The following is a 26,803-nucleotide window of genomic DNA, read 5'->3' as shown; positions in this document are numbered from 1 at the left end:
CGATGAACTTCTCGAAATTCTTCATTACCCGGCCGATCTTCGCCGCGGTGCTGTCGCTGATACTGCTGATTGCCGGTTCGATCTCGCTGTTCCAGCTGCCGATCAGCGAATACCCCGAAGTGGTGCCGCCCACCGTGGTAGTGCGCGCCAACTTCCCCGGGGCCAACCCCAAAGTGATCGGCGAAACCGTCGCCGCGCCGCTGGAGCAGGCCATCACCGGTGTCGAGAACATGCTGTACATGTCCTCCCAGTCCACCGCTGACGGCAAGCTGACGCTGACCATCACCTTCGCTCTGGGTACCGACCTGGACAATGCCCAGGTGCAGGTGCAGAACCGCGTCACCCGCACCCAGCCCAAGCTGCCCGAGGAAGTCACCCGCATCGGTATCACCGTCGACAAGGCCTCGCCCGACCTGACCATGGTCGTGCACCTGACCTCGCCGGACAACCGTTACGACATGCTCTACCTGTCCAACTACGCCATCCTCAACATCAAGGATGAGCTGGCGCGCCTGGGCGGCGTGGGCGACGTGCAGCTGTTCGGCATGGGCGACTACTCCCTGCGCGTGTGGCTGGACCCGAACAAGACCGCTTCGCGCAACCTCACTGCCAGTGATGTGGTGGCAGCGATCCGCGAGCAGAACCGTCAGGTGGCCGCCGGCCAGTTGGGCGCCCCGCCTGCCCCGGGTTCGACCAGCTTCCAGCTGTCGATCAATACCCAAGGCCGCCTGGTCAACGAGGAAGAGTTTGAAAACATCATCATCCGTGCTGGCGCCGATGGCGAAATCACTCGCCTGAAGGACATCGCCCGGGTCGAGCTTGGTTCCAGCCAGTACGCCCTGCGCTCGCTGCTGAACAACCAGCCCGCCGTGGCCATCCCGATCTTCCAGCGCCCAGGCTCCAATGCCATCGAGATCTCCGACGAAGTGCGGGCGAAGATGGCCGAGCTGAAGAAGGACTTCCCCGAGGGCATGGACTACAGCATCGTCTATGACCCGACCGTATTCGTGCGCGGCTCCATCGAAGCTGTGGTGCATACGCTGTTCGAAGCGCTGGTGCTGGTGGTGCTGGTGGTGATCCTGTTCCTGCAGACCTGGCGCGCCTCGATCATCCCGCTGCTGGCCGTGCCCGTGTCGCTGATTGGTACCTTTGCGGTGATGCACCTGTTCGGCTTCTCGCTCAACGCCTTGTCGTTGTTCGGCCTGGTGCTGGCCATCGGTATCGTGGTGGACGACGCCATCGTCGTGGTGGAAAACGTGGAGCGCAACATCGGCCTGGGCCTGAAACCGCTGGAAGCCACGCAGAAGGCCATGAGCGAAGTCACCGGGCCGATCATCGCCACCGCCCTGGTGCTGTGCGCCGTGTTCGTGCCTGCTGCGTTCATTTCCGGTCTTACCGGGCAGTTCTACAAGCAGTTCGCCCTGACCATTGCCATCTCGACGGTGATTTCGGCGTTCAACTCGCTGACCCTGTCGCCAGCGCTGGCTGCCGTACTGCTGAAGGACCACCATGCACCCAAGGACCGTTTCTCTCGGTTCCTGGAAAAACTGCTGGGCAGCTGGCTGTTCGCCCCGTTCAACCGCTTCTTCGACCGCGCCAGCCATGGCTATGTTGGCGGCGTGCGCCGGGTCATCCGCTCCAGCGGCATCGCCCTGTTCGTGTATGCCGGCCTGATGGGCCTGACCTACCTGGGCTTCTCGTCTACCCCGACCGGTTTCGTACCGTCGCAGGACAAGCAGTACCTGGTGGCATTCGCCCAACTGCCGGATGCAGCGAGCCTTGACCGCACCGAAGCGGTGATCAAGCGCATGAGCGAAATTGCCTTGAAACAACCTGGCGTGGCCGACTCGGTGGCCTTCCCTGGCTTGTCGATCAACGGCTTCACCAACAGCCCGAACAGCGGCATCGTGTTCACCCCGCTCAAACCGTTCGACGAGCGCAAGGACCCGAGCCAGTCGGCAGCGGCCATTGCGGCGGCGCTCAATGCCCAGTTCGCCGACATCCAGGACGCCTACATCGCGATCTTCCCGCCACCGCCAGTACAAGGCCTGGGCACCATCGGCGGCTTCCGCCTGCAGATCGAAGACCGTGGCAACCTGGGCTACGAAGCGCTGTACAAGGAAACCCAGAACATCATCGCCAAGAGCCACAATGTGCCGGAACTGGCGGGCTTGTTCACCAGCTACCAGGTCAACGTACCGCAGGTCGATGCCGCCATCGACCGCGAGAAGGCCAAGACCCACGGCGTGGCGATCAACGACATCTTCGATACCCTGCAGGTCTACCTGGGCTCGTTGTACACCAACGACTTCAACCGATTTGGCCGCACCTACCAGGTCAACGTCCAGGCCGAGCAGCAGTTCCGCCTTGATGCCGAGCAGATCGGCCAGCTGAAGGTGCGCAACAACCTGGGCGAGATGATCCCGCTGGCAACCTTCCTCAAGGTCAGCGACACCTCCGGGCCGGACCGGGTGATGCACTACAACGGTTTCATCACCGCTGAAATCAACGGTGCAGCAGCCCCTGGCTACAGCTCCGGCCAGGCGGAAGCTGCGATCGAGAAGCTGCTGAAAGCGGAACTGCCCAACGGCATGACCTTCGAGTGGACCGACCTGACCTACCAGCAAATCCTCTCGGGCAATACCGCGCTGTTCGTGTTCCCGCTGTGCGTGCTGCTGGCCTTCCTGGTGCTGGCCGCCCAGTACGAAAGCTGGAGCCTGCCGCTGGCGGTGATCCTGATCGTGCCGATGACCCTGCTGTCGGCCATCACCGGTGTGATCGTGTCGGGTGGCGACAACAACATCTTCACCCAGATCGGCCTGATTGTACTGGTGGGGCTGGCATGCAAGAACGCGATCCTGATCGTCGAGTTCGCCAAGGATGAGCAAGCCAAGGGCCTCGACCCGCTGGCGGCGGTGCTGGAGGCCTGCCGACTGCGCCTGCGGCCGATCCTGATGACCTCGATCGCCTTCATCATGGGTGTGGTGCCACTGGTGTTCAGCTCCGGTGCCGGCTCGGAAATGCGCCATGCCATGGGTGTGGCAGTGTTCTCGGGGATGATCGGCGTGACGGTGTTCGGCCTGTTCCTGACCCCGGTGTTCTTCTTCCTGATTCGCCGTTTCGTCGAGCGTCGCCAGGCCCGCAAGGCCGAGCGCGTGCAAGTGCTGGAGAACCACGCATGAACCTGCTCAAACCCCTGACCCCAAGCCTGCTGGCACTGGCCCTGGCCGCCTGTGCAGTCGGCCCGGACTACAAGGCGCCAGCCACCGAGCCTGCGCAGCTGAGTGGTGACGTACAGGCCAAGGCCTATGACCGCAGCCGCTTCGAAAGCCTGTGGTGGAAGCAGTTCGACGACCCGGTGCTGAACCAGCTGGTGCAGGCTTCGCTGGAGGGCAACCGGGATCTGCGCGTGGCCTTCGCCCGCCTGAAGTCGGCCCGCTCGATTCGTGAAGACGCCGAGAACGATCAGTTGCCGGTAGTCACCAGCCGCGCCAGCAGCGACATCGGCAAGGGCCAGATTCCTGGCCAGGCGGATAACCGGGTGAACAGCGAGCGTTACGACCTGGGCCTGGACATGGCCTGGGAGCTCGACCTGTTCGGCCGGATCCAGCGCCAGATCGAGGCCAGCGAAGCTCAGGAAGGGGCGGCCGCCGCCGACCTGCAGCAGTTGCAGGTCAGCCTGATCGCCGAGCTGGTCGATGCCTACGGGCAACTGCGAGGTGCGCAGCTGCGCGAGAACATCGCCCTGGCCAACCTCAAGACCCAGCAGGAATCACGCAGCATCACCGAAACCCTGCGCGATGCCGGCGTCGGCAACGACCTCGACGTGGTTCGCGCCGATGCGCGCCTGGCCGGGGTAGAAGCCACCGTGCCGCAGCTGCAGGCCGCACAGGCCCGGGCGCGACACCGTATCGCCACCCTGCTCGGCCAGCGCCCCGACGCGCTCAGCGTAGACCTGTCGCCTAAAGCCCTGCCGGCCATCGCCAAGGCCCTGCCGGTGGGGGACCCGGGTGAACTGCTGCGCCGCCGCCCCGACATCCGCAGTGCCGAACGCCAGCTGGCAGCCGCCACCGCCAACGTCGGTGTGGCCACGGCCGACCTGTTCCCCCGCGTCAGCCTCAGCGGCTTCCTTGGTTTTACCGCCGCGCGGGGATCGCAGCTCGGCTCCTCGGCGGCCAATGCCTGGGCGCTGGGCCCGAGCATCACCTGGGCGGCGTTCGACCTGGGCAGCGTGCGGGCCCGCCTGCGCGGTGCCAAGGCCGATGCCGAAGGGGCATTGGCCAACTACGAACAGCAGGTGTTGCTGGCCCTGGAAGAATCGGCCAACGCCTTCAGCGATTACGACAAGACCCAGCAGCGGCTGTTGTCGCTGATGCGCCAGAGCGACGCCAGCCGCAAAGCGGCGCAACTGGCCTCGATTCGTTATCGCGAAGGCACGGTGGACTACCTGGTGCTGCTGGATGCCGAACGCGAACGGCTTAGCGCTGAAGACGCGCAAGCACAGGGTGAGGTCGAGCTGTACCGCGGCATTGTCTCGATCTACAAGGCCCTGGGCGGCGGCTGGCAACCGGAAGCGGTGGCCATCGCGCACTGATACATCCTGTTTCAACGGCTCCTTTGGTTGGATTCTCCCCCAGCCGTTTGCCCTGCAGGCTTTGGTCTGCGGGGCTTTTTTATGGGGGTTCATGATGTATGCCGCACCCTCTTCGGCGCTCGATGTGTGCATCACCTCAATACCGAGCCGAACACATGGCAGCCCTCACTCGGTCCCCCACCAGGCGCACGCCGCCCCCGGTTGCATTTCCCTCCCCACTGCCCCAAGCTCTGCCCTTCCCGTCGCCACGGTCCCATCAATGCCCAGACGCAACCGCTACCTGATTGCCCTGCTGCTGTTGACCCTGGTATCGGCCCTGTTCGGCTACCTGTGGCACGACGACCAGCCGGCCGCGCCGACCTTGCCAGCACACAGCTACGCCAAGGCCCTGCGCCAGGCTCACGAGGGCCAGCCTGGTGCCGCGCGGGTGCTTTACCAGCAATTGCAACGCAGCGACTTGCCGGCCATCCGCCGGGCAGCCCTGTACGCCGAATTGCCCAATTACCCGTCGCCCCAGGCATTGAAACTGGCACAACAGGACCTGGCGCATGCCGAGCCGCTGGTGCGCCGAGCGGCGATTGCCGGCATACGCCGCCTGCTGCCGCCGGCGCAGCGCAGCCTGGTGCTCGGCCCGCTGCTGGACGACGACGAGCAAAGCGTGCGCTTTGCTGCCGTAGACGCCCTGCTGGGCCTTGACCCCGACGCCATCGGCCTGTATTTCGGCCCGCTCCAGGCGGCCCTTGAGCAATACCAGCAAGCCCTGGAGCAACAACCCGAGGATGCCGACGCCCAAGTTCACCTCGCACGCCTGTACCTGCATGAAAACGACTACAACCAAGCCGCCACGGCCCTGCAGCGGGCGCTGGCGGTAGCCCCAGGCAACCTCGACGCCCTTGCTACCCAGGTGCGCCTGCTGGAGCGCCAGGGCCATCACGACACCTCGCGCCAGGTGCTGGGCAAGGCGTTGGCCCTGAGCCCGGATTCGGCCTTTCTGCAGTATGAGCTGGGGCTCTGGCTGAACCGTCATGACCAGCGCGAGTACGCCTTGCTGGCCTTGTCCCGCGCCGTCGAGCTGGACCCGGACAATAGCGACTACCGCTATACCCTGGCAGTCACCCTGCATGAGCTGGACCAACTTGACGCGGCCCAGAAGCAGCTGGAAATCGTGCTCAACCGGCAGCCGGCCAATCGCCGAGCGCGGGTGTTGCTCATCCAGTACTGGAAAGAGACCGGCCAGCTACAGAATGTACAGGTGCTGCTGGCCGAGCTCGAACGACAGAACCCGGACGATCCGGTACTGCAGCAGGGCTTGTAGTGAAGCCCTGAATTTGTGTTGAACCTTGGGCTCACACCCAAGGTCCAGTGGGTATCAGGGCACCCCACAGGAGAGTCGTTTTGGCCAGTACATTGGCGATGGATGAACGTGCCTTGATCCTGGCACCCCCGCCCCTGGACGCGGACACTTCACGCCTGCTTGCCTCCGCCGGCATAGATAGCCTGTGCGCAGGCGACCTGGCCAACCTGCAGGCACGCCTGGCCGAAGGCGCAGGCGTGGCGATCATCGACGAGCAGGTGTTCAGCCAGGGCCCAAGCGCGTTGCTGCAGGCGTTCATCGACCAGCAGCCTTGCTGGTCGGACTTGCCCATTGTGCTGGTCACCCAGGGCGCGTGGTCGGCCAAAAGCATGGATAATCATCCGGTGGGCAATCTTGCCCTGCTGGTCTCGCCCTTCGAAAACACTCAGTTGCTGCACATGGCCCAGTCCGCGCTGCGCAACAGGCGCAAGCAGTACCTGGCCCGCGACCAGTTGCAGGACCTGCAGCGGCGCCTGGACGCCCGACCCAAGCAGCCCGGTGACGAGCAAGAGCCCAGCGAGTTCGCCCGCTACCAGGCCCGCAAGATGGAAGCCATCGGCCAGCTTGCCGGCGGGGTCGCGCATGATTTCAACAACCTGCTGACCAGCATTGGCGGCAGCTTCGAACTGATCGACCGGCGCCTGCGCCAGGGCCGCAACGATGGGGTGGAAGGCGTACTGCGCATGGGCCGCGAGGCGGTGTCACGGGCGGCACAGCTGACCCACCGCCTGCTTGCGTTCGCTTCCCGGCAGTCGCTGCACAGCCAGCGCATAGACCTGCGCAGCCTGCTGCAGATCAAGCAGCTGAAGGCTAGCCTGAGCCCCACAGTCAGTTTGCACGTGCATATCGCCAAAGGCTTGTGGCCAGTGGAAGCTGATGACCAGCAACTGCAGGCAGCCGTCGACAATCTGCTGGTCAATGCCTGCGAGGCGATGCCCAGTGGTGGAATGCTGTGGATCGAGGCAAGCAACCATCACATCGAACATGGTCAGGGCGCCACGCCGGGCGGTGGCGATTATGTGCGCCTGCGAATCGTTGATGACGGCCAGGGCATGGCACAGAGCACGCTGGAACATGCCTTCGAGCCGTTTTTCAGCACCAAGGCGATCGGCCAGGGCATCGGCATGGGCCTGTCGATGGTATACGGCTTCAGCAAGCAATCCCGTGGGCATGTCACCCTGCACAGCCAGATCGGCCAAGGCACCCGGGTAGACCTGTACCTGCCGCGCCATCACGGCCGGACCACCCAACCGAGCAACGCTGAGCCGCCTGTGCAGGGTGGCCGTGGTCGCCATGTGCTGGTGGTCGAGGACGACTCGCATGTACGTCAGCTGCTGTGCCAGGCGCTCCGCGAAGACGGCTTCCCCTGCCACAGCGCCGCTGACGCCAGCGAGGGGTTGGCAGTGCTGCGCTCGACAGAGCCGGTGGATTTGTTGATCAGCGACGTTGGCTTGCCCGGCATGAACGGCCGGCAGTTGGCCGAAATTGCACGGAGCCTGCGCCCGCGGCTGCCGGTACTGTTCATCACCGGCTACGCGGAAACGGCCATTGCCCGAGAGAGCTTCCTGGGTACGGACATGTACTTGATCAGCAAACCGTTCGAGCTGAAACAACTGCAGGCCCAAGTGCTGCGGATTCTAGCTACGAAGTGAAACTACCTTACCCGTCAAGCATGCGCAGCGCCTCATCCGCCAGGGCGGCCAACGGGAACGGCTTGTTCATCAACGCTATGCCCGGTTGCTCCAGAAACTCCGCTTCGACCGGCTGGTTCGCGTAGCCGGTGATGAACAGAATTTTCTGCAGCGGCAGTTGCATGCGCATGGCCTTGGCGACTTGCCGCCCACTGAAGCCCCCTGGCAACCCGATGTCGGTAATCACCAGGTCAAAAGGCCCATCATGGCGGAAGCGTTCCAGCGCAGCATTGGCGTCGCCGACATCCGTGACATCAAAGCCCCGATCAGCCAGGTACTCACGCATGACGGCACGCAGGTTGAGCTCGTCATCCACCAGCAGAAGGCGCTCCCCACAGGCCATGCGCTGCGCGCGCGGCACTGGCTTGGGCGGTTCAGGGAGCGGGTCGTGGCACCTTGGGAAGAGCATTGAAACCGTTGTGCCACGCTCCCCGACCGACTCGATCCAGGCATAGCCGCCCGACTGGCCGACAAATCCATAGACCATGGACAGCCCAAGCCCGGCCCCACGCCCGATGGGCTTGGTGGTGAAGAACGGCTCGAAGGCCCTGGCGATGTCTGCCGCCGCCATGCCATGGCCGTCGTCCTCGACATGCAGAGCGACATAGTCGCCTGGCGGCAGGCCATCTTCATCCGGAAAACAGCTTGTCAGTCGTTGGTTGACGGTGCGAATGGTGACAGTACCCCGCTCCAGGCACGCCTCACGGGCGTTTGCGCACAAGTTGACCAGAGCATTCTCGAGTTGGGTTAGATCAAGACTCACCACCCACGGTGCAACATCCAGTTGCCAGCGCAGGCGCATCTCGGCGCCCAGTGCCCGCATCAGCAGCGGCTCACTCAAGCGTAATTGCAGGTTGAAATCCAGTGGCTTGGGGGCCGTGGGCTGATGGCGGGAAAAGGTCAGCAGTCGATGGGTAAGCGCCATGGCGCGCTGCACCGAATCGCGTGCCACCTCGACATAGTCCTCCACCCGCTCCAGGCGCCCTTGTTGCAGGCGCCGTTGCAGCAGTTCAAGGCTGCCGCCAATCCCGGACAGCAGGTTGTTGAACTCATGGCCCATGCCCCCCGCCAACTGGCCAACCACCTCCATATGCTGGTTCTTGCGCATCAGTGCTTCGGATTGGCGCGCGGCCTCGACCCTGTCTTCGGTAATATCCCGGCCCACCGCAGTCAGCATGCTGCCATCGGACCGCGCGGTCCAGAGAAACCAGTGATAGTGGCCATCGCGGTGGCGCAGACGGGTCTCGATCTGTCCGGTGCTCCCGTATTCAAGCAAGCCGGAAACGGCCACCTGAACTTCAGCGCGATCCGCCGGGTGAATCAGTTCCAGTACCGGCCGCGCCAGCACCTGCTCTTCGGCCCAGCCCAGAATACGCTGCCAGGTGTGGTTGACAGCTTGCAACGTCAAGTCAGGGGTAACGGTCATCACTGCATCGCGCGACAGCTGCCAGATCTGCTCGCGCTCGGCATCGTGACGCGCTAGCTGTCGTTCGAACACCAGGGCCTGCTCTCGCCAGTGGCTGTGCGCCTCGACGCTGGCCGTCGTCTCGATCACGGTGTGCAGAAAGCCTGCCACGCCGCCCAGTTCGTCATGCAGCGGCGCATAACCGAACGCGCACCATAGCGGTTCGGCACCTTCGCCATTGACGATACGCAGGGGTGGGTCCTCGACAAAGCTCGAGCGCCCCTCAAGCGCCTTGAATACCCAAGGCCCCACTTCGGGCCAGATATCCCACCACAAGGCATCGAATGCACTGCCCAGGGTATTCGGAGCAGCGGCCCGCAACGCCCGGTAGGCATCATTGTGGACGACGCTGAGCGCTGATCCCCAAACCACGGCACACGGGAACGGTGACAAATGCATCATGTCCACCGCAATACGCAGCGAAGCCGGCCAGCGTGACAACGGCCCGAGTGCTGTTCGCCCCCAATCGAAGTGCGCAACCGTTTCGCCCATCGGCTCGACCGTTGCCGAAACAGGCGCAGGCTCGCGCGGCATACCATTTGCGACCACTATCGTGACTCCAGCAATGCTCAGGTTGACCGAGGCGCCGCCCTGCTCGTTCGGCTCGCCTCGTGGGCTCGGTTGAAGTTAGCACAGCGCGCACTACCCCCGATGGCGTACTTGCAGGTGGCAGCTATGCTGATTAAGTTTTCCCTCGGGCCAAGGAGCACCGGCCCATCCAGGTTGCCGACAGGAGCGTGGGACATGAGCAAGAAAATGCTGGTGGTGCTGACCAATACAGCCAAATACCCGACCCTCAAGCGAGCGACGGGGTTGTGGCTGGGTGAAGCTGTGCACTTTGTCGAGATGGTCGAAAAGGCCGGCTACGCGGTGGACTATGTCAGCCCAATGGGCGGCTATGTCCCGATCGATCCGCACAGCCTGCAGATGGCCCCCGACCTGGATTGGCAATGGTATGACGACAAGCGTTTCATGACCCGCCTGGGCGCCACCCTGAGCCCAGGTCAGGTCAAGGCAGATGAGTACAGCGTCATTTATTACACCGGTGGCCATGGGGTGATGTACGACTTTGCCGATGACCAGGCGCTGCAGGCGCTTGCGCGCCGCATCTATGAGAACGAAGGCATCGTGGCGGCGGTCTGCCACGGCGTTGTCGGCCTGCTGAACATCAAGCTCAGCGACAACAGCCTGCTGCTGAAGGGTCGTCAGGTTACCGGTTTTTCAAACACCGAGGAACAGTTGGCTGAGCTGGACAAGGTAGTGCCCTTTCTGACTGAAAACGAACTGGGGGCCCGCGGCGGCAACTACAGCAAGCATGATGACCCGTGGCAGCCGTTTGTGGTCACTGATGAGCGGCTGATCACTGGGCAAAACCCCGCCTCGACTGGATTGCTCGCCGAGAAGGTGCTGGCGAAAATTGCGGGCCATCAAAGCTGAGGCTGACAGTGGCTTTCCGTATTTCCTCTGGTTCGGATCGCTCATGGACTACAGCCATCGCGTCGTCAGGGACATAGGCTCAGGGTCAATCTGTTCACCACGAACAGCAATGCACCTGGGAGCATCATACCTATGCCTTTCACCCTGAATACCAGGTACAACTTGCTGAAAAGGCTGATGGTAATAGCCATTGGCGCCGTGCCGATAGTTTCCGGCCTGCTGGTGATGAACTATCACCTGGGCAAGAAACTTGCCGAAACTTCGCAAATTTCCGTTCAAGAGGCAGTTTTCAGCGTCGACCAGTTGCTGGACCGTATGGTTGCCACCTTTGATCGTGCCAACGACCTGGCGGGAAAGCCCTGTGCGCAAGTGTCAGGGAAATTGCATGACATCATCGCGATCAGCCCGCATTTGCGCTCACTGGCGTTAACCGTCAATGGCGAGGCGTACTGCGCTACCGAAAAAGACCCCATGGCCTATATTTCCGCGTTCATAAAGTCTGGGCGAGGCACGGAACTCGCATTCGATGTCCCTTCTTCGCCAAACGCCGCCATTCTCAGAGTTCAAACACCTGGGAGGAACTCCGGGGTAGTTGGCACTTTGTATGGCATTGAACTGCGCAAGGAACTGAAAAGCTTTCAGACCGGCCTGACGCTGATACTGGAATTCGGGGACCACTACATATGGACAGATGGCGACAGCCGCGACCCGGAACGCCCTTCACAGGACGAATTCAGCGAGTGGGCAGAGTCAAAAAAATATGGCTATACCGTCCGGGGCGGCTACAGCAAGGGGTATACCGCCAATGAGTTCCGCATGACCATCGCGCAAGTGCTACCTTCGCTGGCATTGGTCGGCGTAGCGACCTCACTGGTCTTGTACCTGGGCTTGATGAGAGCGCGCAAGGCCCATAGCGGCACCGCCGTCAGAGATGCATGACGGCGATGCAGGCGAGCATCAGTCGGTGCTCAGTACACCACGGCGTACCTGGTCGCGTTCGATGGATTCGAAAAGGGCCTTGAAGTTGCCTTCACCGAACCCATCGTCGCCCTTGCGCTGGATGAACTCGAAAAACACCGGGCCAAGCAGGGTTTCCGAGAATATCTGCAACAGCAGGCGCTTGTCGCCCGGTTGCGAGGCCCCATCAAGCAGGATGCCCCGGGCTTGCAGTTGGTCGACCGGCTCGCCATGACCCGGCAGGCGCTCTTCGAGCATTTCGTAGTAGGTTTGTGGCGGCGCAGTCATGAAGCGCATGCCGAAGCCTTTCAGGGCATCCCAGGTCTTGAGCAGGTCGTCGGTGAGGAAGGCCACGTGCTGAATGCCTTCGCCGTTGAACTGCATCAGGAACTCTTCGATCTGCCCGGCACCCTTGGAAGACTCTTCATTGAGCGGGATGCGGATCATGCCATCCGGCGCGGTCATGGCCTTGGAGGTCAGGCCGGTGTACTCGCCCTTGATGTCGAAGTAACGAATTTCACGGAAGTTGAACAGTTTTTCGTAGAAGCCGGCCCAGTAAGCCATGCGCCCGCGGTAGACGTTGTGGGTGAGGTGGTCGATGATCTTCAGGCCGGCACCTACCGGGTTGCGGTCTACGCCTTCGATGAAATTGAAATCGATGTCGTAGATCGAGCTGCCTTCCTCGAAGCGGTCGATCAGGTACAGCGGCGCACCGCCAATGCCTTTGATCGCCGGCAACCGCAGCTCCATCGGCCCGGTTTCGATTTCGACCGGCTGAGCACCTAGCTCCAGGGCGCGGGCATAGGCCTCATGGGCATTGCGCACGCGGAACGCCATACCGCACACCGACGGGCCGTGTTCAGCGGCAAAGTAGGAAGCGACGCTTTTGGGTTCGTTGTTCAGGATCAGGTTGATGCCGCCCTGACGATACAGGTGCACATCCTTGGAACGGTGGGTAGCCACCTTGGTGAAACCCAGGATCTGGAATACAGGCTCAAGCACGCCTGGGGTCGGCGAAGCCAGTTCGATGAACTCGAAGCCCAGCAGGCCCATTGGATTTTCGAAGATATCAGCCATGTTCGTGTCCTCATCTGCAGCGAAATATTATTGAGTGCGTAGGATGTCGAACAGAAATGGCGGTGAGCACGGTATGCCCCGCACGCTACGGGCGAGGAAGCCACCTATGATCAGCTTGAACCCATGGTATGTCATATGGACCCATTCTCGGCGGGTTTGATCCTTCGAAGATGAAGGACCTTATTGTTGTATTCGTAAACCGATTCTACATTGCGTAAAATCGTTTGTCGCGTTTTAGTTGCTCGGCCGTTCCGACAAACGGCTATCCTCTCGTTAGCTTACATACAAGTCAGGTCAGCATGCCCCTTACCGCCAAACACCGCGCCGCGCTCAGCTGGCGCACCCTGCTGCCCTGGGTCGTCGGCGCACTCCCTGTGGTGTGTGGCCTGGGCGTGATGAACTGGCAGCTAGAACAGGAAATGCAGGCCAGTAGCCAGGCCACGACGCGCCAGGTTGTCGCGCAGGTCGAGCACATCCTCGATAACCTGGCCAGCGCTGCCAATACCCTGCTACCGCTCGCCGGCAGCCCGTGCGAGCAAGCCAAGCTGACGCTGCGTGCCCAGGTTACGCGCAATGCCTTCGTGCGCTCCACCAACCTGTTCAGCCACAACACCCTTTATTGCACTTCGCTGTTCGGTGACTTCGACGAGCCGGTCAACCCAGCCGACTATGTCGACGGCACGCTGTGGCTGATGGACGGCAACTCGGTCACTCCGGGTCATGCGCTGCTGGTCTACCGGGCCAGCGACGGTGACCGCGGCGCCATCAGTACCGTGGATGGCGACCATCTGCTGACAGCGCTGCGCCTGATCGGCCCCGATGAAGAGCTGCGCATCCGGGTGGGCGACAGGTGGATGGGCAAGGACGGTATCGTGCACAAGGGCGTACCGCCAGCCGCCGCCAGCGCGCATGTGCTGCTGGGCTCGACCCGCTACCCGTTCAGCGTGCAGGGCGGCTATGCCGCCGCGCAGCAGGGCCGGCTGTGGCGCAGCCACTATCCGGCACTGCTGGGCCTGCTGCTGGTGCTGGGCGCTGCAGCCGCCCTGGCCTGCCGCTGGCAGATCCGCCGCGCCAGCTCGCCCCGCGCCGAACTGCGCAGGGCGCTGGAGGCCGATGAATTTCTGCCATACTTCCAACCAGTGGTGCGCCAGGGTGATTATCGCTGGGCCGGCGCCGAAGTGCTGATGCGCTGGAACCATCCGCAAGAAGGCCTGGTACGGCCCGACCTGTTCATCCCCTACGCCGAACACAGCGGGCAGATTGTCGACATGACCCGCGCGCTGATGATGCACACCGCGCAGAGTCTGGCGCCGTATGCCGGGTTGCTGGAAGACGGCTTTCACATCGGCATCAACATCACCGCCGACCATTGCCGCGACCTGAGCCTGCTGGACGACTGCCGCACCTTCCTGCAGCACTTCCCACACGGTCGGGTGGTGCTGACCCTGGAGCTGACCGAGCGCAAGCTGATCGAGCCCACGCCCGTGACCCTGGAACTGTTCGAAAAACTCCATGCGATGGGCGTGATGATTGCCCTGGACGATTTCGGCACCGGCCAGTCCAGCCTCAACTACCTCCGCCAGTTCAAGGTCGACTACCTGAAGATCGACCAGAGTTTCGTCGCGCTGATCGGGGCCGATGCGCTGTCGGTGCATATCCTGGAAAGCGTTATCGAGCTGTCGGCCAAGCTGGGCCTGGGCATCGTCGCCGAAGGCGTGGAAACCGCAGCCCAGCGTGACTACCTGGCCCGCCACGATGTGGACTTCCAGCAGGGCTACCTGTTTGCCAAGCCCATGCCTGCGGCACAGTTTCTTGAAGCGCTGGCCGCCCGCCCAGGCGCGACACAGTTGCCGCAACGCACGCCCCCTGAGATCATGCGCGGCTGATTCACCCGCTCAACTCCCGTATTCGAGGCATTCGTGTCAAAAGGCATTGTTTCATCGGTCATGGCGTCCTGTCTGTTCGCTGTGATGTATTTCTATACCTCCCTGCTCAAGCCACTCGATGGCGAAGAGATCTTCGGCTGGCGCACCTTGCTGACCCTGCCCTGCCTCACCTTGTTCATGCTTGTCTCGAAGGACTGGAAACGTGTGGGTGAGCTGTTTTCGCGCATAAAACGTACACCGGCACTGTTGCTGGGCATGGTCGGTACTTCGTGGCTGATGGGCGTGCAGTTGTGGCTGTTCCTGTGGGCGCCCCTGCACGGACGCAGCCTGGAAGTGTCGATGGGCTATTTTCTGCTGCCGCTGACCATGGTGCTGACCGGGCGGCTGGTGTATGGCGAGCGCCTGTCACACTTGCAGAAGGTAGCCGTGGCCTGCGCCGCGCTGGGCGTAGGCCACGAGCTGTACCAGCATGGCAGTTTTGCCTGGGAAACCCTGGTGGTGATGATCGGCTACCCGATCTACTTCGTGCTGCGCCGGCGCTGCCGCACCGACCACCTCGGAGGCCTGTGGTGCGACATGTGCCTGCTGCTGCCGTGGGCGCTGTACTTCGTCATCCAGGGCCCGCTTTCCGGTGCCGACCTGCAGGCACACCCAGGGCTGTACGCGTTGATCCCGATCCTCGGGGCGATCAGCGCCTCGGCCCTGATCGCCTATGTACTGGCCAGCCGCTTGCTGCCGTTCAGCCTGTTCGGCCTGCTCAGCTACGTCGAGCCCGTGCTGCTGGTGGGCGTGGCGTTGCTGCTGGGCGAGAGCATCGGCCCGGATCAGTGGCTGACTTACCTGCCGATCTGGGCCGCAGTGCTGGTGCTGGTGCTGGAAGGCTTCAAGCACCTGCTGCGTCAGCGTCGCCGTTCGGTGTGAGCCGCACCTGGCGCACGCGGCGCTCCTCGACTGCCTCCACGGTCAGCGTCCAGCCATTCCAGGCCAGGCGGTCACCGACCATCGGCAGGCGGTCGAGCAGGCTCATCACCAGGCCGGCAAGGGTCTGGTAGTCCTCGGTGGCGCGGGCGCTGAAGCCGGTACGTGCTTGCACCTGGCTCAGGTTCACGGCACCACTGACCACAAAGGCTGGACCCTCCTGGACGATGCCCGGGCCTTCCACCTCGCTGGCATCCGGCAGCTCACCGGCAATCGATTCCAGGATGTCGGTCATGGTCAGCAGGCCGGTGAAGTCACCAAACTCGTTGACCACGAAGGCAATGTGGGTCGACTGGCCGCGCATCTGCTCCAGGGCGTTGAGGATGCTGAAGCTTTCCAGCAGGTTCAACGGCACCCGGGCCATGCCTTCAAGGTCTGGCTGGTTGCCCGATAGCAGTTCCTTGAGCAGTTCCTTCTTGTGCACAAAGCCCAGCGGTTCGTCGACACGGCCATCGCGAATCAACGGCAAGCGCGAGTACGGCGAGTTGGCGAGTGCCTGGGTAATGGCATCAGCCGGCTGCGCCAGGTCGATCACATCGACCTCGGTGCGGGCGGTCATGACCGTGCGAATCGGCCGCTCGGCCAGGTTCAGCACGCCACTGATCATTACTCGCTCGCGGCGGTCGAACACCACCTGCTCCTCGCCGCCCTCGACCAGGTCAGCAATTTCCTCGCCCACCTCGTCAGCTTCGACCCGGCGGCCACCCAGCAGGCGCAGCACGGCATGCGCCGTGCGTTCACGCAGTGGCCGGTGTTGCTGCACACTGCGTTTGCGACGGGCACGGGCCAACTGGTTGAACAGCTCGATCAGGATCGAGAAGCCGATGGCCGCGTACAGGTAGCCTTTCGGAATATGGAAGCCCAGGCCTTCGGCAGTGAGGCTGAAGCCGATCATCATCAGGAAGCCCAGGCACAGCATGATTACCGTGGGGTGGGCGTTGACGAAACGGGTCAGCGGCTTGCTGGCCACGATCATGATACCGATCGAGAAAATCACCGCGATCATCATGATCGACAGGTGCTCGACCATACCTACCGCAGTGATCACGGCATCCAGCGAGAACACCGCATCGAGCACCACGATCTGCGCGACAATCGGCCAGAACGCCGAGTGACGAACCGGGCCGCTGGCCTGTGCCACATGGCCTTCCAGGCGCTCGTGCAGCTCCATGGTGGCCTTGAACAGCAGGAACACACCACCGAACAGCATGATCAGGTCACGGCCGGAGAAGCTCTTGTCGAACACCTCGAACAGCGGCGCAGTCAGCGTGACCATCCAGGAGATACTGGCCAACAGGCCCAGGCGCATGATCAGCGCCAGGCTCAGGCCAATGACCCGCGCGCGGTCGCGCTGATGTGGCGGCAGCTTGTCGGCAAGGATGGCGATGAACACCAGGTTGTCGATACCCAGCACCAGCTCGAGGACGATAAGCGTCAACAGGCCCAGCCAGGCCGTGGGGTCGGCTAGCCATTCCATTAGCGGGTACTCACGACGGTAACGTCACAGGGACGGGGAACGGATGGCCAGGACGGCCGAAAACTGGGGGGCTCCGCGAAGGTGCTCATATAGGCCTTGATAACAGATTGGGAGAAAGATGCTACAAGCCCAGCAGGTTTATCTGATAGCGCAAAACTATTACAAAACCTGTAACAGCCCCGCTTGAACCCGGGCCACTTGTGCAAAACCGGGACGGGAGACTTTTCTTCAATACGCGAGGCCCGGGATGGCCGAGGATGGACGCCTCCCTTGACCATACGGATTGCCCTCATGAGCCTGTCCCTTTCCATGGCCGCTTTCGCATTGGCGGCCTCGATCTCCCCTGGCCCGGTCAACATCGTCGCGCTTGGCAGCGGCGCCCGCCACGGCCTGCGCGCCAGCCTGGCGCATGTGGCCGGTGCCACGCTGGGCTTTTGGCTGTTGCTGGTACTGGTCGGGCTGGGCGTGCATCAAATGTTGACGCGCTGGCCATTGCTGGGCCTGCTGTTGCACTGGGGCGGCGTTGCCTTCCTGCTGTACATGGCGTGGAAGCTGGCCAGCGATGGCGGCCGCCTGGGCAGCACTCAGACTGATCAGGCCCCCACGGCCTGGCACGGTGCGGCCATGCAATGGCTAAACCCCAAAGCCTGGCTGGCGGCGGTGGCAGGGGTTGGCGCCTATACCGGGGGTGAACAGCACTTGCTGTGGCTGTTTGCCTGGATCTATGGGCCGATCTGCTTCATCTCGGTAGCCAGTTGGGCTTGGGCCGGTAGTGTGATACGCCAGTACCTGAGCGACCCACGGCACATGCGCCTGCTTAATCGGGGCTTGGCAGCGTTATTGCTGGGCAGTGCGGTTTACCTGGTGATCTGAGGGCCTGTACCGGCCCTGTCGCCGGGCAAGCCAGTGCCCACAGGGTCGCATCAGGGCTGACAGGTGCTTGCCGCAAGAGATGCAACGCAGCGAAGACCACACTCAGCTGTTTGCATTGCGGTAATGGCCCGGCGTTGCCGCCAGGTGCTGTTTGAATGCCCGTTGCAGGTGCGCCTGGTCGGCAAACCCGGCCTCCTGCGCCACCTCGGCGATCGCCCTGCCCTGGCGCAGCTGTGCGCGGGCCAGTTGCACGCGCTGGTCGAGCAGGTAGCCGTGCGGCGTCAATCCAAAACGTTGGCGAAACGCACGAATCAGGTAGGACCGCGACAGGCCGCAGGCCGAGCAGATGTCTTCCAGGCTCAGTGGGTCGCTGCGATGAGCGCGTATGAAAGCTGCGGCAGCGTCCAGTCGGGGGTTGCCCTCGTCAATCACGCTGGCCTCACCACCAAGCAACCCGGGCAATGCGCTGAACAGGATGGCCAGGCGTGCTTCGCGATCCGCCACACTGGCATCGAACAGGTCTGCAAAGGCCTGCAACAGTTGCCGGTACAACACGGGCGAACGGCTCCAGGTCTGTGCCGGCAAGGCAAAATCCAGCGCCTGCAACCAAGGCCAGTCGACAAACAGCATCAGGTAGGACCATGTCTCGCCGGCAATGGGGTTGCAGGTATGCACCACGCCCGGGTTCATGAGGACTGTGGTACCCGCCTCCACCTCAATGCGCTGATCGCCATTCAGATAGGTACTGCGCCCACCGGTGATCACCCCAATGGAAAAGCTTTCGTGGGAATGTGCCGCATAGCACACCTGGCGCCCATCCCCTACCCGACGGGCTTCGACAAAAGGCAACGCAGGGTCGCGCCAGAACCGTGATACCTCGATCATCCCTCGCCCTTCTCGTCGCGGCCATGTGCCTGGATACTACACAGTTATCGGGGGAACAAGTCCAGCGTCCGCTCCACCTCGCCGATGTCGATCCTGAAGCCATCGCCCTCCGGTATGCCGACCACAAACCCGAAATGCTGGTGGTCACGGTCCGTCAGGTATTTGTAATAGCTGACAAAGCGGTTCGGCGGCTGCAAGGTCAGCAGGCTACCACCAGCTTGCAGCACATTGACCCCATGCACCAACTGGCTACCCTCGACGCCGACGACCACGTTAGCCCCGGCGCACGCTGCAACGATACTGGGCACATCGGACTTCAACGGGTTGACCACGCGAAAGCCCCGGGTGATGCGCAGGTGTTCGGCAAGCTCCAGTTCGTTGCGCAGCAGGCGCAGGTCGCCGTCGCCGCCACGCAGCAGAAACACCCCAGGGTGCGGGGCATGCGGCACATGCGAAAGCAGTTTGTCGCCCATGGCCTGGTAGCGGGCATGCCGACTGCGGTTGTTGCTCTGGTCATCGAACAGCACCAGTTCACGGAAGAACGCACTGCGCAAGCGCAGCGGTTTCATGCCCAGCCAGTCTTCGTAGGCCGGTGCCTGGGTAAACAGCGGAAACTTTGCCGAAGGCGCAATGGTCACCGGCAAGCCCTCGTTACAGGCCAGTGCATAGGTTGGGCAGTCTTCCATCAGCCAGGTGCCGAACCACGAATTGCCGTTTTGCGTGCAGTAGACGGCCGCACGGTCGATCTCGTTGTCGACGATGATGGTCGGAAAGGTACTCGGTTTCTGCGACAGCCAGTGGCTGGCCTTGCCCTTGTACAACGCCCCGTCGACCAGCCATGCATTCTTGATCAGGTAGCCTCGGGTGGGGCCTTGCGAGGTACTGATGCCGCCCTCCATGGTGCGCGCCGGGTGCTCGTAGGGGTAGAACCGCTTGCCCTCCCAACCCGTCACCCGTTCCAGCTGGCCGGGCAGGTAGAGGGCCGGCGGCGAAACCGTGACCTCACCTGGGGCGATGTCCCAGCTTTTGTCGGCGATGCTTTTCAGGTCCAGGGCCCGGTGCTTGCCCAGCCGTTTACGCGCCATGTAGCGGTAGGCGGCCAGGGTCCAGGTATGCTGCCTGGCTGCGGGAGATGCACTGAACTGCGAGATATCGCCTCCCATGAAGCGTCCTCCCTAGATGACGAGCCTGGCGCGGAGCGCCGATCAATGGTTCACAGGCAACGACTCAGCTGCAAGCAACCCGTTCCAGGGTGGGCGGCGACTGCAGGTTGGCATAGCGGCTGCGCAAGCTCTCCACGAACGGCTCGCCCTCGGCGTTGCCGCCATAGAGGTAGATCTTGTGCAGCCCGCCGAACACCATTTCATGATAACGGCTGGCCACTTCCTCACTGCTTGGCCCGTCGGGCAGCCCCAGGTGCAGGGTCAGCTTGTCGCCTTCAACCGCGAACATCGGCGTGTCCCAGAGGAACTTCGCCGTACCGGTCCTGGGCAGGCGGACGAACAGGTAGGCATGATTGCCCAGCGAGTCGATGTCACCCCCACGGCGGCGCTTCCATTTCAACAAGCCGTCATCAGGGCGCGCCAGGCACAGGCCGATATCGTAATAATCGAAGCCCTGCTCGAGGGCCCACTCGAGGGCCATGAAGGTGGTGATCGAGTTCACCTCGCGCAACTTCTTGGCATCGGCAAATACCGCTTGGCAATAACCGAAACGCAAAGTGCTCCAGTAACGCTTGCCGCCGCGCACCACTTCACAGCCCAGGTGGCAGCCGATTACTTCATCGCCCAAGGTAATCAAGTCGAGCCGGCCGACACTCTTGGCAATGCGAAATACCTCATCGGTGGGAAATTGCGCGGCATGGATGCCCTGCCGCGCGCTGGCATAGGGGCGAAGCAGGTCGCGGTCAGCCATGGCGATCTCGTCGTCGGACAACGCCTGACGCATCTGGTACAGCGGGCGGTTCTTGCGGATGCTACGCCTCAGTTCGCTGTCGTAGCGAGCGGTAATGTCCTCCAGCGCGCGGCCCAGTGGCACGACAGCGCTGAGGTAGTGCGGCACCGACAAGGCGCCGGATGTCGGCATTTCGCTGACCAGCACCACATGGCTGGCGGCCGCTGTCGCACGCGCACTGTCAACGATCGCCGCGCTGCCCTGGCCTTTGCCGGCAATCAGCAGCTTGGCCATTTCCCGTTGCTGCTTGCGGCCGATGTAGAGGATTTCGTAAGGGCTCTCCTGCTGCAGCCGAAACCTGGCAACCTCCCAGCGCCAGAAACAGGCACGCGCCATCACTTCACGCACCTTGCTGGCCAGGTGTCTGATTTCGTAACGCTGGGAGGGCGATATGTATTTTCGCGCCACTGCCGTCAAGGTCGCTTTCATGTCTGCTTCGACGTCCTTTGAAGTGCCCTATGGTGTATCGGGAAAAAACAATAAATCAGCAATAAAAAACGTAACATCCTGATATCTAAGTAATTACAAGTAACTTCTGCCATCACATCCAGTAACAATTTAAGATACCCAAAAACACTTTGGCAAGTGGCACTTTGATTGCGCTGAATAAAGTTTAATGGCGTCAATTTTTCTGCATTAACTGCCTCAACTCCCAGTAATTAGCTATAAGCGTGCCGACCTCGCGTCACCCGATTAACACTTCGCTATTTCAAAAAAATTTTTGATGCCTTCTTTGCATAAACGAGCAGGACATGCCTGCTAACAGCCCGCATCAACGCTGCTCAAGCCGCAGTTGCCGTGCTGGGCGGCCAGGCCAACCTTGGGTTACCAACCCGCACTGAAGCAAACCCAGATGACACCGTGTCGCGGGCACACGTGACAAGTTTGAGCCAGACTGGTGTTTTTCCCGCAGCCGGTGCATGCTCGAAGCTGAAGCGTTTCACCTGGCTTTGAACCCGCCCAGCAATGTGAGGTGCAGTACCCATGGACCGTCTGCTCGATTCACTCTTCCCCAGCGCCGAGAACATCCCGGAACCCTGGCGCCTGGAAGCCCCTCTGGAACAACGTGACTACCTGGTGAACGGTGAGCTCAGGCGCTGGGACGGCCCGCTGGCCACGGTGCGCAGCCCGGTCTGGCTCAAGGACGGCAGCGAAGAACGTCAGGTGATCCTGGGCAGCGCCCCGCTGCTGGATGCCGACACCGCACTCACTGCCCTCGACGCCGCCGTGCAGGCCTATGACAAGGGCCGTGGTGCCTGGCCGAACATGCGCGTGGCCGAGCGTATCCAGCACGTCGAAACCTTCCTGGCGCGCATGCGTGAGCAGCGTCAGGCCGTGGTCAAGTTGCTGATGTGGGAAATCGGCAAGAACCTCAAGGACTCGGAAAAGGAATTCGACCGCACCTGCGACTACATCGTCGACACCATCAACGCCCTCAAGGACCTCGACCGCCGCTCCAGCCGCTTCGAGCTCGAACAAGGCACCCTGGGCCAGATCCGCCGCGCGCCACTGGGCGTGGCGCTGTGCATGGGCCCCTACAACTACCCGCTCAACGAAACCTTCACTACGCTGATCCCGGCGCTGATCATGGGCAACACCGTGGTGTTCAAGCCGGCCAAGTTCGGCGTGCTGCTGATCCGCCCGTTGCTCGAAGCCTTCCGCGACAGCTTCCCGCCGGGGGTGATCAACGTCATCTACGGCCGTGGCCGGGAAACGGTAAGCGCGCTGATGGCCAGCGGCAAGGTCGATGTGTTCGCCTTCATCGGCACGCACAAAGCCGCCAGCGACCTGAAAAAACTGCACCCGCGCCCGCACCGCCTGCGCGCAGCGCTGGGCCTGGACGCCAAGAACCCGGGCATCGTGCTGCCTCAGGTGGACCTCGACAACGCCGTCGAGGAAGCCGTCACCGGTGCGTTGTCGTTCAATGGCCAGCGCTGCACCGCACTGAAGATCCTGTTCGTCCACGAAGACGTGGTCCAACCCTTCCTCGACAAATTCCAGCGCAAACTGGCCGCGCTCAAGCCGGGCATGCCCTGGGAACCCGGCGTGGCGCTGACGCCGCTGCCCGAACCGGGCAAGGTCGATTATCTCGATGGCCTGGTCGCCGATGCCACGGCAAAGGGTGCGCACGTACTCAACACAGGAGGCGGCCAAAGCCGGGGTTCGTTCTTCTACCCAGCGCTGCTGTACCCGGTGAACAGCGACATGCGCGTCTACCACGAAGAACAGTTCGGCCCGCTGGTGCCGGTGGTGCCATACCGCGACCTGCAGACGGTGATCGACTACGTGCTGGATTCCGATTACGGCCAACAACTGAGCCTGTTCGGCAACGACCCGGCGACTATCGGCAGCCTGGTCGACATCTTTGCCAACCAGGTCGGGCGCATCAATATCAATGCCCAATGCCAGCGCGGCCCCGACACCTATCCGTTCAATGGCCGCAAGAACAGCGCCGAAGGGACCTTGTCGGTGCATGACGCCCTGCGCGTGTTTTCCATCCGTACCTTGGTGGCGACCCGATTCCAGGAAGCCAACAAGGAGCTGATCAGCGAGATCATCCGCAACCGCCAGTCGAGCTTCCTGACCACCGACTACATCTTCTGACAGACGCGCTTATAGAGAATCGGTCTAGCACCCTTGTCGATTTTCCTTCTGCGCAGACGACTCCAAGCAACAGGGCGCCCTCCGGCGCCCACTGCAAAGGAGCGTCGAACATGGCAGCCAAACCCATCCCCGAAGGCCAGCACAGCATCACCCCCTACTTGGCCATCAACGATGCCGCCAAGGCCATCGACTTCTACAAGCAGGCTTTCGGGGCAGTCGAAATGTTCCGCCTGGACGCCCCGGGCGGCCGGGTAGGCCATGCCGAGCTAAGGATCGGCGATTCTTCGCTGATGCTCGGCGACCCCTGCGACATGGAGGGCGGCCTTACCGCCAGCCAGAAGCTCAACGGTGCAGGCGTAGGCATTCATTTGTATGTCGAGGACTGCGACAAGGTCTACGCCCAGGCCCTGGCAGCCGGCGGTACCCAGTTGCACCCTTTGACCGACCAGTTCTATGGCGACCGCAGCGGCACCCTGAAAGACCCGTTCGGCAATATCTGGTTCGTTTCCACCCGCAAAGAGGACCTGAGCCCCGACGAAATACGCGCCCGCGCGGCGAAGATGTTTGGCGGCAACTGAGCGGCAAGTTGAAAGCGGCGCCACTTTGCTTGAAGCTTGGGGCTTGTAGCTTGGAGCTGCCTCATGCGAATCATCGACAAAACCGCCGCTCAGGTGCGCAGCCTGACCCCCGCCGAAGAGGAACTGCTGGCCGGCTTTGCCACCGGCAGCCTCGTCGGCCCTCGCCTGCTGCAGGCCAACCAGCTGCTGATGAAGGTGCGCAACGCCAACCAGTGGCTGGCCTGCGACTGCCGCAACGACGCCCTGCCGGTGCTCAATGTGACCCTTAACGGCAGCACCGGCACGCTCTTCCTCAAGAACAATCCGGGCACCGCCGAGCATGCGCCCGGCTGCCCGTTCACCAAGGACGAACGGGAAGCCGCCGAGCGCGAAGACGACCCGGCACCACCCGCCGCCTGGCTGCCGCCCGACACGCCATTGCGCCTGATCGGCGACTTCCGTGCCGCCAACGCCAGTGTCGGCGGCGAAGGCAGCGAGCGGCGCGAACAGCAGCGCCTGTTGTCGTTGCTGCTGACCTGGATCGAGACCAGCGGCCTCAACCTGTACGCCACGCACCTGAAAAAGGACCTGACCGGCCAGTTTGCCGAGCTGCGCAGCGTGGCCAGCCGCTACCCGTTGCTGGAACGGGTGCCCGCCAGCAACTACCTGGAAACCCGCCTGGACATGAAGCACATGATGATGCTCAAGTCCCGCCTGCGCGAAGCCACTGTGTTCGGCAACCACCGCCGCCATGGCCTGTTGCTGGACTGCGTCGACCAGGTCAAGGGGCGCAAGCTGTTCAACAACCGCAGCGAGGATGGCTTCGACTTCCAGGGGCACCACCTGTACTGGGGGGGCAGCCGCACCACTGGGCCGTTGCTGGCACTGATGCTTTACTCGCCGACCAGCGCGGGCAGCCATTATTACGAACTGATTCATGTCGCCAGCGTGCCGGTACTGTCACGTGCCCATATGTTCCCGGTGTACCGCGATGAAGAGCGCGAGCCGCTCAAGGCGCTGGTGTCGCTGGTCGACTGGATGGCCAGCAAGGGCGTGAAGGTACAGATGCGCCGGCCGGTAATTGGCGGCCAGGTGGCGGATGAGCTGGTGATGACCTCTGACCAGGACCGGGTGTTGTCGATCTCCCTGCTCGAGCAGCCCATCGGTCCCGAGCCGGATGCCGAGAACTTCAAGCGTTACGCCGATTTCAAGAGCCTGGAAACCTTCCGCAAGTTCGTCGCCGGCTTTTTCATGCGCGAGCGCTGAACAACCTGGCGCGATCCCTGTGGGAGCGGCCGAGGCCGCGAACACCGGCAACGCCGGTACCATCCACTGCGCTGCCTGATTCGCGGGCCTGCCCGCTCCCACAGGGACCGTGCAGGCTGCAACTTTCCAGGTCAGCCCAGAAACAGCTTGTACGCCGGGTTATCGGTCTCATCCCAGTACCGGTAGCCCATTTCATCCAGCGCCAGCGGCATCCCCGCCAACTCTTCCACTGGCACCTCCAGCGCCGCGAACACGCAGGCCTGCGCCGCACCATGGTTGCGGTAATGGAACAGGCTGATATTCCAGCGTTTACCCAATCGCTCCAGAAAGCCCAGCAAGGCTCCCGGCCGCTCAGGGAACTCGAAACGCAGCACGCGCTCGTCAGCCCCTGGTGCAGCATGGCCGCCCACGGTATGGCGCACATGCAGCTTGGCCAGTTCGTTGTCGGTCAGGTCCAGCACGCTGTAGCCCTGCTCCCGCAGACTGACCAGCAACCGTTCGCGCGGGTCGTGCAGCGGGTGAGTCTGCACCCCCACGAACAGCCGCGCCTCCTTGCCGGGGTAGTAACGGTAGTTGAACTCGGTGATCTGCCGCTTGCCCAGCGCCTGGCAAAATGCGCGGAAGCTGCCCGGCTGCTCCGGGATGGTGACCGCGATGATCGCCTCGCGCTGCTCGCCCAGTTCGGCCCGCTCGGCCACATGGCGCAGGCGGTCGAAGTTGACGTTGGCCCCGGAATCGATCGCCACCAGGGTTTGCCCCTGCACACCCTCGCGCGCCACGTACTTCTTGATCCCGGCCACAGCCAGGGCGCCGGAAGGCTCGGTGATCGAGCGGGTGTCGTCGTAGATGTCCTTGATCGCCGCGCACAATTCGTCACTGCTCACCGTCAGCACTTGGTCGACAAAGTGCCGGCACAGCTCGAAGCAATGCGCGCCCACCTGCGCCACCGCCACGACATCGGCGAAGGTGCCGACCTGCGGCAAGATCACTCGCTCGCCGGCAGCCATGGCCGCTTGCAGGCAGTTGGAATCCTCTGGCTCGACACCGATCACCTTCACCTCTGGCCGCAGGTACTTCACGTAGGCGGCGATACCGGCGATCAGCCCGCCACCGCCGACCGGTACGAAGATGGCGTCCAGCGCACCCGGCCGTTGGCGGAGGATTTCCATGGCTACAGTGCCCTGCCCTGCGATTACATCAGGGTCGTCGAACGGTGGCACGAAGGTGGCGCCTTCACTGTCGGCCAGGGTCAGGGCGTGCGCCAGGGCATGCGGGAAGCTCTCGCCGTGCAACACCACATGCCCGCCGCGCGAACGCACCCCTTCCACCTTCAACGATGGCGTGGTGGTCGGCATGACGATGGTGGCCTTCATGCCCAGGTGCGACGCAGCCATCGCCACGCCCTGGGCATGGTTGCCCGCCGATGCGGTAATCACCCCACGCTCGCGCTGCACGCTGCTCAGGCGTGACAGACGGGTGTAGGCACCGCGGATCTTGAACGAGAAGGTCGGCTGCAGGTCTTCGCGCTTGAGCAATACCTGGTTGCCCAGGCTGGCAGACAATGCCGGGGCTGCCTGCAGCGGGGTTTCGATGGCCAGGTCGTACACCGGGGCGGCAAGAATCCGCCGCACCTGCTCCGACAGCAGTTGCTGGGGGGTAACGGTGGTACGGGGGGTAACGCTGAAGCTGGTCGTCGATGACTCCTTGGCTGTTTCACGTTGCCCAGGAGTCAGAGAGAAGAAACCCGCC

Annotated in this window: 19 protein-coding genes; 12 read left to right on the top strand and 7 right to left on the bottom strand. The window is 62.7% G+C overall.

What is annotated here, in order from left to right:
* Nucleotides 1-2 precede the first annotated feature (2 nt).
* From AC5O5I_RS12595 to AC5O5I_RS12580, 4 genes are all read left to right on the top strand, one after another.
* The gene (locus tag AC5O5I_RS12595) at nucleotides 3-3,182 is read left to right on the top strand and encodes an efflux RND transporter permease subunit (protein ID WP_172287276.1); all 3,180 of its coding nucleotides are present in this window, start codon (nucleotides 3-5) and stop codon (nucleotides 3,180-3,182) included.
* Nucleotides 3,179-4,594: an efflux transporter outer membrane subunit gene (locus AC5O5I_RS12590; protein WP_494512663.1), complete on the top strand. Its 1,416-nt coding sequence runs from the start codon at nucleotides 3,179-3,181 to the stop codon at nucleotides 4,592-4,594. The genes AC5O5I_RS12595 and AC5O5I_RS12590 overlap by 4 nt, the downstream gene beginning before the upstream one ends.
* A gap of 259 nt (nucleotides 4,595-4,853) precedes the next feature.
* On the top strand, nucleotides 4,854-5,909 hold the full coding sequence (locus AC5O5I_RS12585; protein WP_172287278.1) for a tetratricopeptide repeat protein: 1,056 nt from the start codon (nucleotides 4,854-4,856) through the stop codon (nucleotides 5,907-5,909).
* Between the two features lie 80 nt (nucleotides 5,910-5,989).
* On the top strand, nucleotides 5,990-7,600 hold the full coding sequence (locus tag AC5O5I_RS12580; RefSeq protein WP_494512662.1) for a response regulator: 1,611 nt from the start codon (nucleotides 5,990-5,992) through the stop codon (nucleotides 7,598-7,600).
* A 7-nt stretch (nucleotides 7,601-7,607) separates the two neighbouring features.
* On the opposite strand, the gene AC5O5I_RS12575 is transcribed toward AC5O5I_RS12580, so the two are convergent.
* Nucleotides 7,608-9,638, bottom strand: a complete 2,031-nt coding sequence (locus tag AC5O5I_RS12575; RefSeq protein ID WP_494512760.1) for an ATP-binding protein — start codon at nucleotides 9,636-9,638, stop codon at nucleotides 7,608-7,610.
* 210 nt (nucleotides 9,639-9,848) lie between these two features.
* On the opposite strand from AC5O5I_RS12575, the gene AC5O5I_RS12570 reads away from it, so the two are divergent.
* Nucleotides 9,849-10,541, top strand: coding sequence for a type 1 glutamine amidotransferase domain-containing protein (locus AC5O5I_RS12570; protein ID WP_494512661.1), 693 nt, complete (start codon nucleotides 9,849-9,851; stop codon nucleotides 10,539-10,541).
* A 132-nt stretch (nucleotides 10,542-10,673) separates the two neighbouring features.
* Entirely contained in the window at nucleotides 10,674-11,480 is an 807-nt protein-coding gene (locus AC5O5I_RS12565; protein WP_218584543.1) for a CSS-motif domain-containing protein, read from the top strand.
* Nucleotides 11,481-11,498: 18 nt separating this feature from the next.
* On the opposite strand, the gene hppD is transcribed toward AC5O5I_RS12565, so the two are convergent.
* On the bottom strand, nucleotides 11,499-12,575 hold the full coding sequence (gene hppD, locus AC5O5I_RS12560; RefSeq protein WP_494512660.1) for a 4-hydroxyphenylpyruvate dioxygenase: 1,077 nt from the start codon (nucleotides 12,573-12,575) through the stop codon (nucleotides 11,499-11,501).
* 299 nt (nucleotides 12,576-12,874) lie between these two features.
* On the opposite strand from hppD, the gene AC5O5I_RS12555 reads away from it, so the two are divergent.
* Both AC5O5I_RS12555 and rarD read left to right on the top strand, forming a co-directional pair.
* Nucleotides 12,875-14,461, top strand: coding sequence for an EAL domain-containing protein (locus tag AC5O5I_RS12555; RefSeq protein WP_172287736.1), 1,587 nt, complete (start codon nucleotides 12,875-12,877; stop codon nucleotides 14,459-14,461).
* A gap of 33 nt (nucleotides 14,462-14,494) precedes the next feature.
* Nucleotides 14,495-15,382 carry an EamA family transporter RarD gene (gene rarD / locus AC5O5I_RS12550; protein ID WP_172228534.1) on the top strand — a complete coding sequence of 296 codons (888 nt, stop codon included), beginning with the start codon at nucleotides 14,495-14,497 and terminating at the stop codon, nucleotides 15,380-15,382.
* Here rarD and AC5O5I_RS12545 read toward each other — a convergent pair.
* Nucleotides 15,345-16,916 carry a TerC family protein gene (locus AC5O5I_RS12545; protein WP_172228532.1) on the bottom strand — a complete coding sequence of 524 codons (1,572 nt, stop codon included), beginning with the start codon at nucleotides 16,914-16,916 and terminating at the stop codon, nucleotides 15,345-15,347. The genes rarD and AC5O5I_RS12545 overlap by 38 nt on opposite strands.
* 291 nt (nucleotides 16,917-17,207) lie before the next feature.
* Between AC5O5I_RS12545 and AC5O5I_RS12540 the strand changes: the two genes are divergently transcribed.
* Complete coding sequence (locus AC5O5I_RS12540) at nucleotides 17,208-17,789, top strand: LysE family translocator (RefSeq protein ID WP_494512659.1); 582 nt, start codon at nucleotides 17,208-17,210, stop codon at nucleotides 17,787-17,789.
* A 102-nt stretch (nucleotides 17,790-17,891) separates the two neighbouring features.
* Here AC5O5I_RS12540 and AC5O5I_RS12535 read toward each other — a convergent pair whose 3' ends face one another.
* The 3 genes from AC5O5I_RS12535 to AC5O5I_RS12525 form a co-directional block, all read right to left on the bottom strand.
* Complete coding sequence (locus AC5O5I_RS12535) at nucleotides 17,892-18,674, bottom strand: AraC family transcriptional regulator (protein ID WP_494512658.1); 783 nt, start codon at nucleotides 18,672-18,674, stop codon at nucleotides 17,892-17,894.
* A 44-nt stretch (nucleotides 18,675-18,718) separates the two neighbouring features.
* The gene (locus tag AC5O5I_RS12530) at nucleotides 18,719-19,837 is read right to left on the bottom strand and encodes a glycosyltransferase 61 family protein (RefSeq protein WP_494512657.1); all 1,119 of its coding nucleotides are present in this window, start codon (nucleotides 19,835-19,837) and stop codon (nucleotides 18,719-18,721) included.
* Nucleotides 19,838-19,901: 64 nt separating this feature from the next.
* Nucleotides 19,902-21,056, bottom strand: coding sequence for a GNAT family N-acetyltransferase (locus tag AC5O5I_RS12525; protein WP_494512656.1), 1,155 nt, complete (start codon nucleotides 21,054-21,056; stop codon nucleotides 19,902-19,904).
* Between the two features lie 555 nt (nucleotides 21,057-21,611).
* Between AC5O5I_RS12525 and AC5O5I_RS12520 the strand changes: the two genes are divergently transcribed.
* From AC5O5I_RS12520 to AC5O5I_RS12510, 3 genes are all read left to right on the top strand, one after another.
* Nucleotides 21,612-23,231: an NADP-dependent glyceraldehyde-3-phosphate dehydrogenase gene (locus AC5O5I_RS12520; protein ID WP_172228522.1), complete on the top strand. Its 1,620-nt coding sequence runs from the start codon at nucleotides 21,612-21,614 to the stop codon at nucleotides 23,229-23,231.
* Nucleotides 23,232-23,341: 110 nt separating this feature from the next.
* Complete coding sequence (locus AC5O5I_RS12515) at nucleotides 23,342-23,809, top strand: VOC family protein (protein ID WP_172287656.1); 468 nt, start codon at nucleotides 23,342-23,344, stop codon at nucleotides 23,807-23,809.
* Nucleotides 23,810-23,872: 63 nt separating this feature from the next.
* On the top strand, nucleotides 23,873-25,054 hold the full coding sequence (locus tag AC5O5I_RS12510) for a DUF8534 domain-containing protein (RefSeq protein WP_172287654.1): 1,182 nt from the start codon (nucleotides 23,873-23,875) through the stop codon (nucleotides 25,052-25,054).
* A 131-nt stretch (nucleotides 25,055-25,185) separates the two neighbouring features.
* Here AC5O5I_RS12510 and ilvA read toward each other — a convergent pair whose 3' ends face one another.
* Nucleotides 25,186-26,787 (bottom strand): threonine ammonia-lyase, biosynthetic, encoded by a 1,602-nt coding sequence (ilvA, locus tag AC5O5I_RS12505; RefSeq protein ID WP_494512759.1) that lies wholly within the window; start codon nucleotides 26,785-26,787, stop codon nucleotides 25,186-25,188.
* Between the last annotated feature and the right edge of the window lie 16 nt (nucleotides 26,788-26,803).

Source organism: Pseudomonas sp. 9_2_1, assembly GCF_059295275.1.
Note: the sequence above shows the minus strand (reverse complement) of the source record. Positions and strands in the feature narration are given on the sequence as shown.

Excerpts from the sequence above, each read along its gene's own strand:
- AC5O5I_RS12595 (WP_172287276.1), top strand. The coding sequence starts at position 3 with ATGAACTTCTCGAAATTCTTCATTACCCGGCCGATCTTCGCCGCGGTG.
- AC5O5I_RS12590 (WP_494512663.1), top strand. The coding sequence starts at position 3,179 with ATGAACCTGCTCAAACCCCTGACCCCAAGCCTGCTGGCACTGGCCCTG.
- AC5O5I_RS12585 (WP_172287278.1), top strand. The coding sequence starts at position 4,854 with ATGCCCAGACGCAACCGCTACCTGATTGCCCTGCTGCTGTTGACCCTG.
- AC5O5I_RS12575 (WP_494512760.1), bottom strand. The coding sequence starts at position 9,638 with ATGCCGCGCGAGCCTGCGCCTGTTTCGGCAACGGTCGAGCCGATGGGC.
- AC5O5I_RS12570 (WP_494512661.1), top strand. The coding sequence starts at position 9,849 with ATGAGCAAGAAAATGCTGGTGGTGCTGACCAATACAGCCAAATACCCG.
- AC5O5I_RS12565 (WP_218584543.1), top strand. The coding sequence starts at position 10,674 with ATGCCTTTCACCCTGAATACCAGGTACAACTTGCTGAAAAGGCTGATG.
- hppD (WP_494512660.1), bottom strand. The coding sequence starts at position 12,575 with ATGGCTGATATCTTCGAAAATCCAATGGGCCTGCTGGGCTTCGAGTTC.
- AC5O5I_RS12555 (WP_172287736.1), top strand. The coding sequence starts at position 12,875 with ATGCCCCTTACCGCCAAACACCGCGCCGCGCTCAGCTGGCGCACCCTG.
- AC5O5I_RS12545 (WP_172228532.1), bottom strand. The coding sequence starts at position 16,916 with ATGGAATGGCTAGCCGACCCCACGGCCTGGCTGGGCCTGTTGACGCTT.
- AC5O5I_RS12540 (WP_494512659.1), top strand. The coding sequence starts at position 17,208 with ATGAGCCTGTCCCTTTCCATGGCCGCTTTCGCATTGGCGGCCTCGATC.
- AC5O5I_RS12535 (WP_494512658.1), bottom strand. The coding sequence starts at position 18,674 with ATGATCGAGGTATCACGGTTCTGGCGCGACCCTGCGTTGCCTTTTGTC.
- AC5O5I_RS12530 (WP_494512657.1), bottom strand. The coding sequence starts at position 19,837 with ATGGGAGGCGATATCTCGCAGTTCAGTGCATCTCCCGCAGCCAGGCAG.
- AC5O5I_RS12525 (WP_494512656.1), bottom strand. The coding sequence starts at position 21,056 with ATGAAAGCGACCTTGACGGCAGTGGCGCGAAAATACATATCGCCCTCC.
- AC5O5I_RS12520 (WP_172228522.1), top strand. The coding sequence starts at position 21,612 with ATGGACCGTCTGCTCGATTCACTCTTCCCCAGCGCCGAGAACATCCCG.
- AC5O5I_RS12515 (WP_172287656.1), top strand. The coding sequence starts at position 23,342 with ATGGCAGCCAAACCCATCCCCGAAGGCCAGCACAGCATCACCCCCTAC.
- AC5O5I_RS12510 (WP_172287654.1), top strand. The coding sequence starts at position 23,873 with ATGCGAATCATCGACAAAACCGCCGCTCAGGTGCGCAGCCTGACCCCC.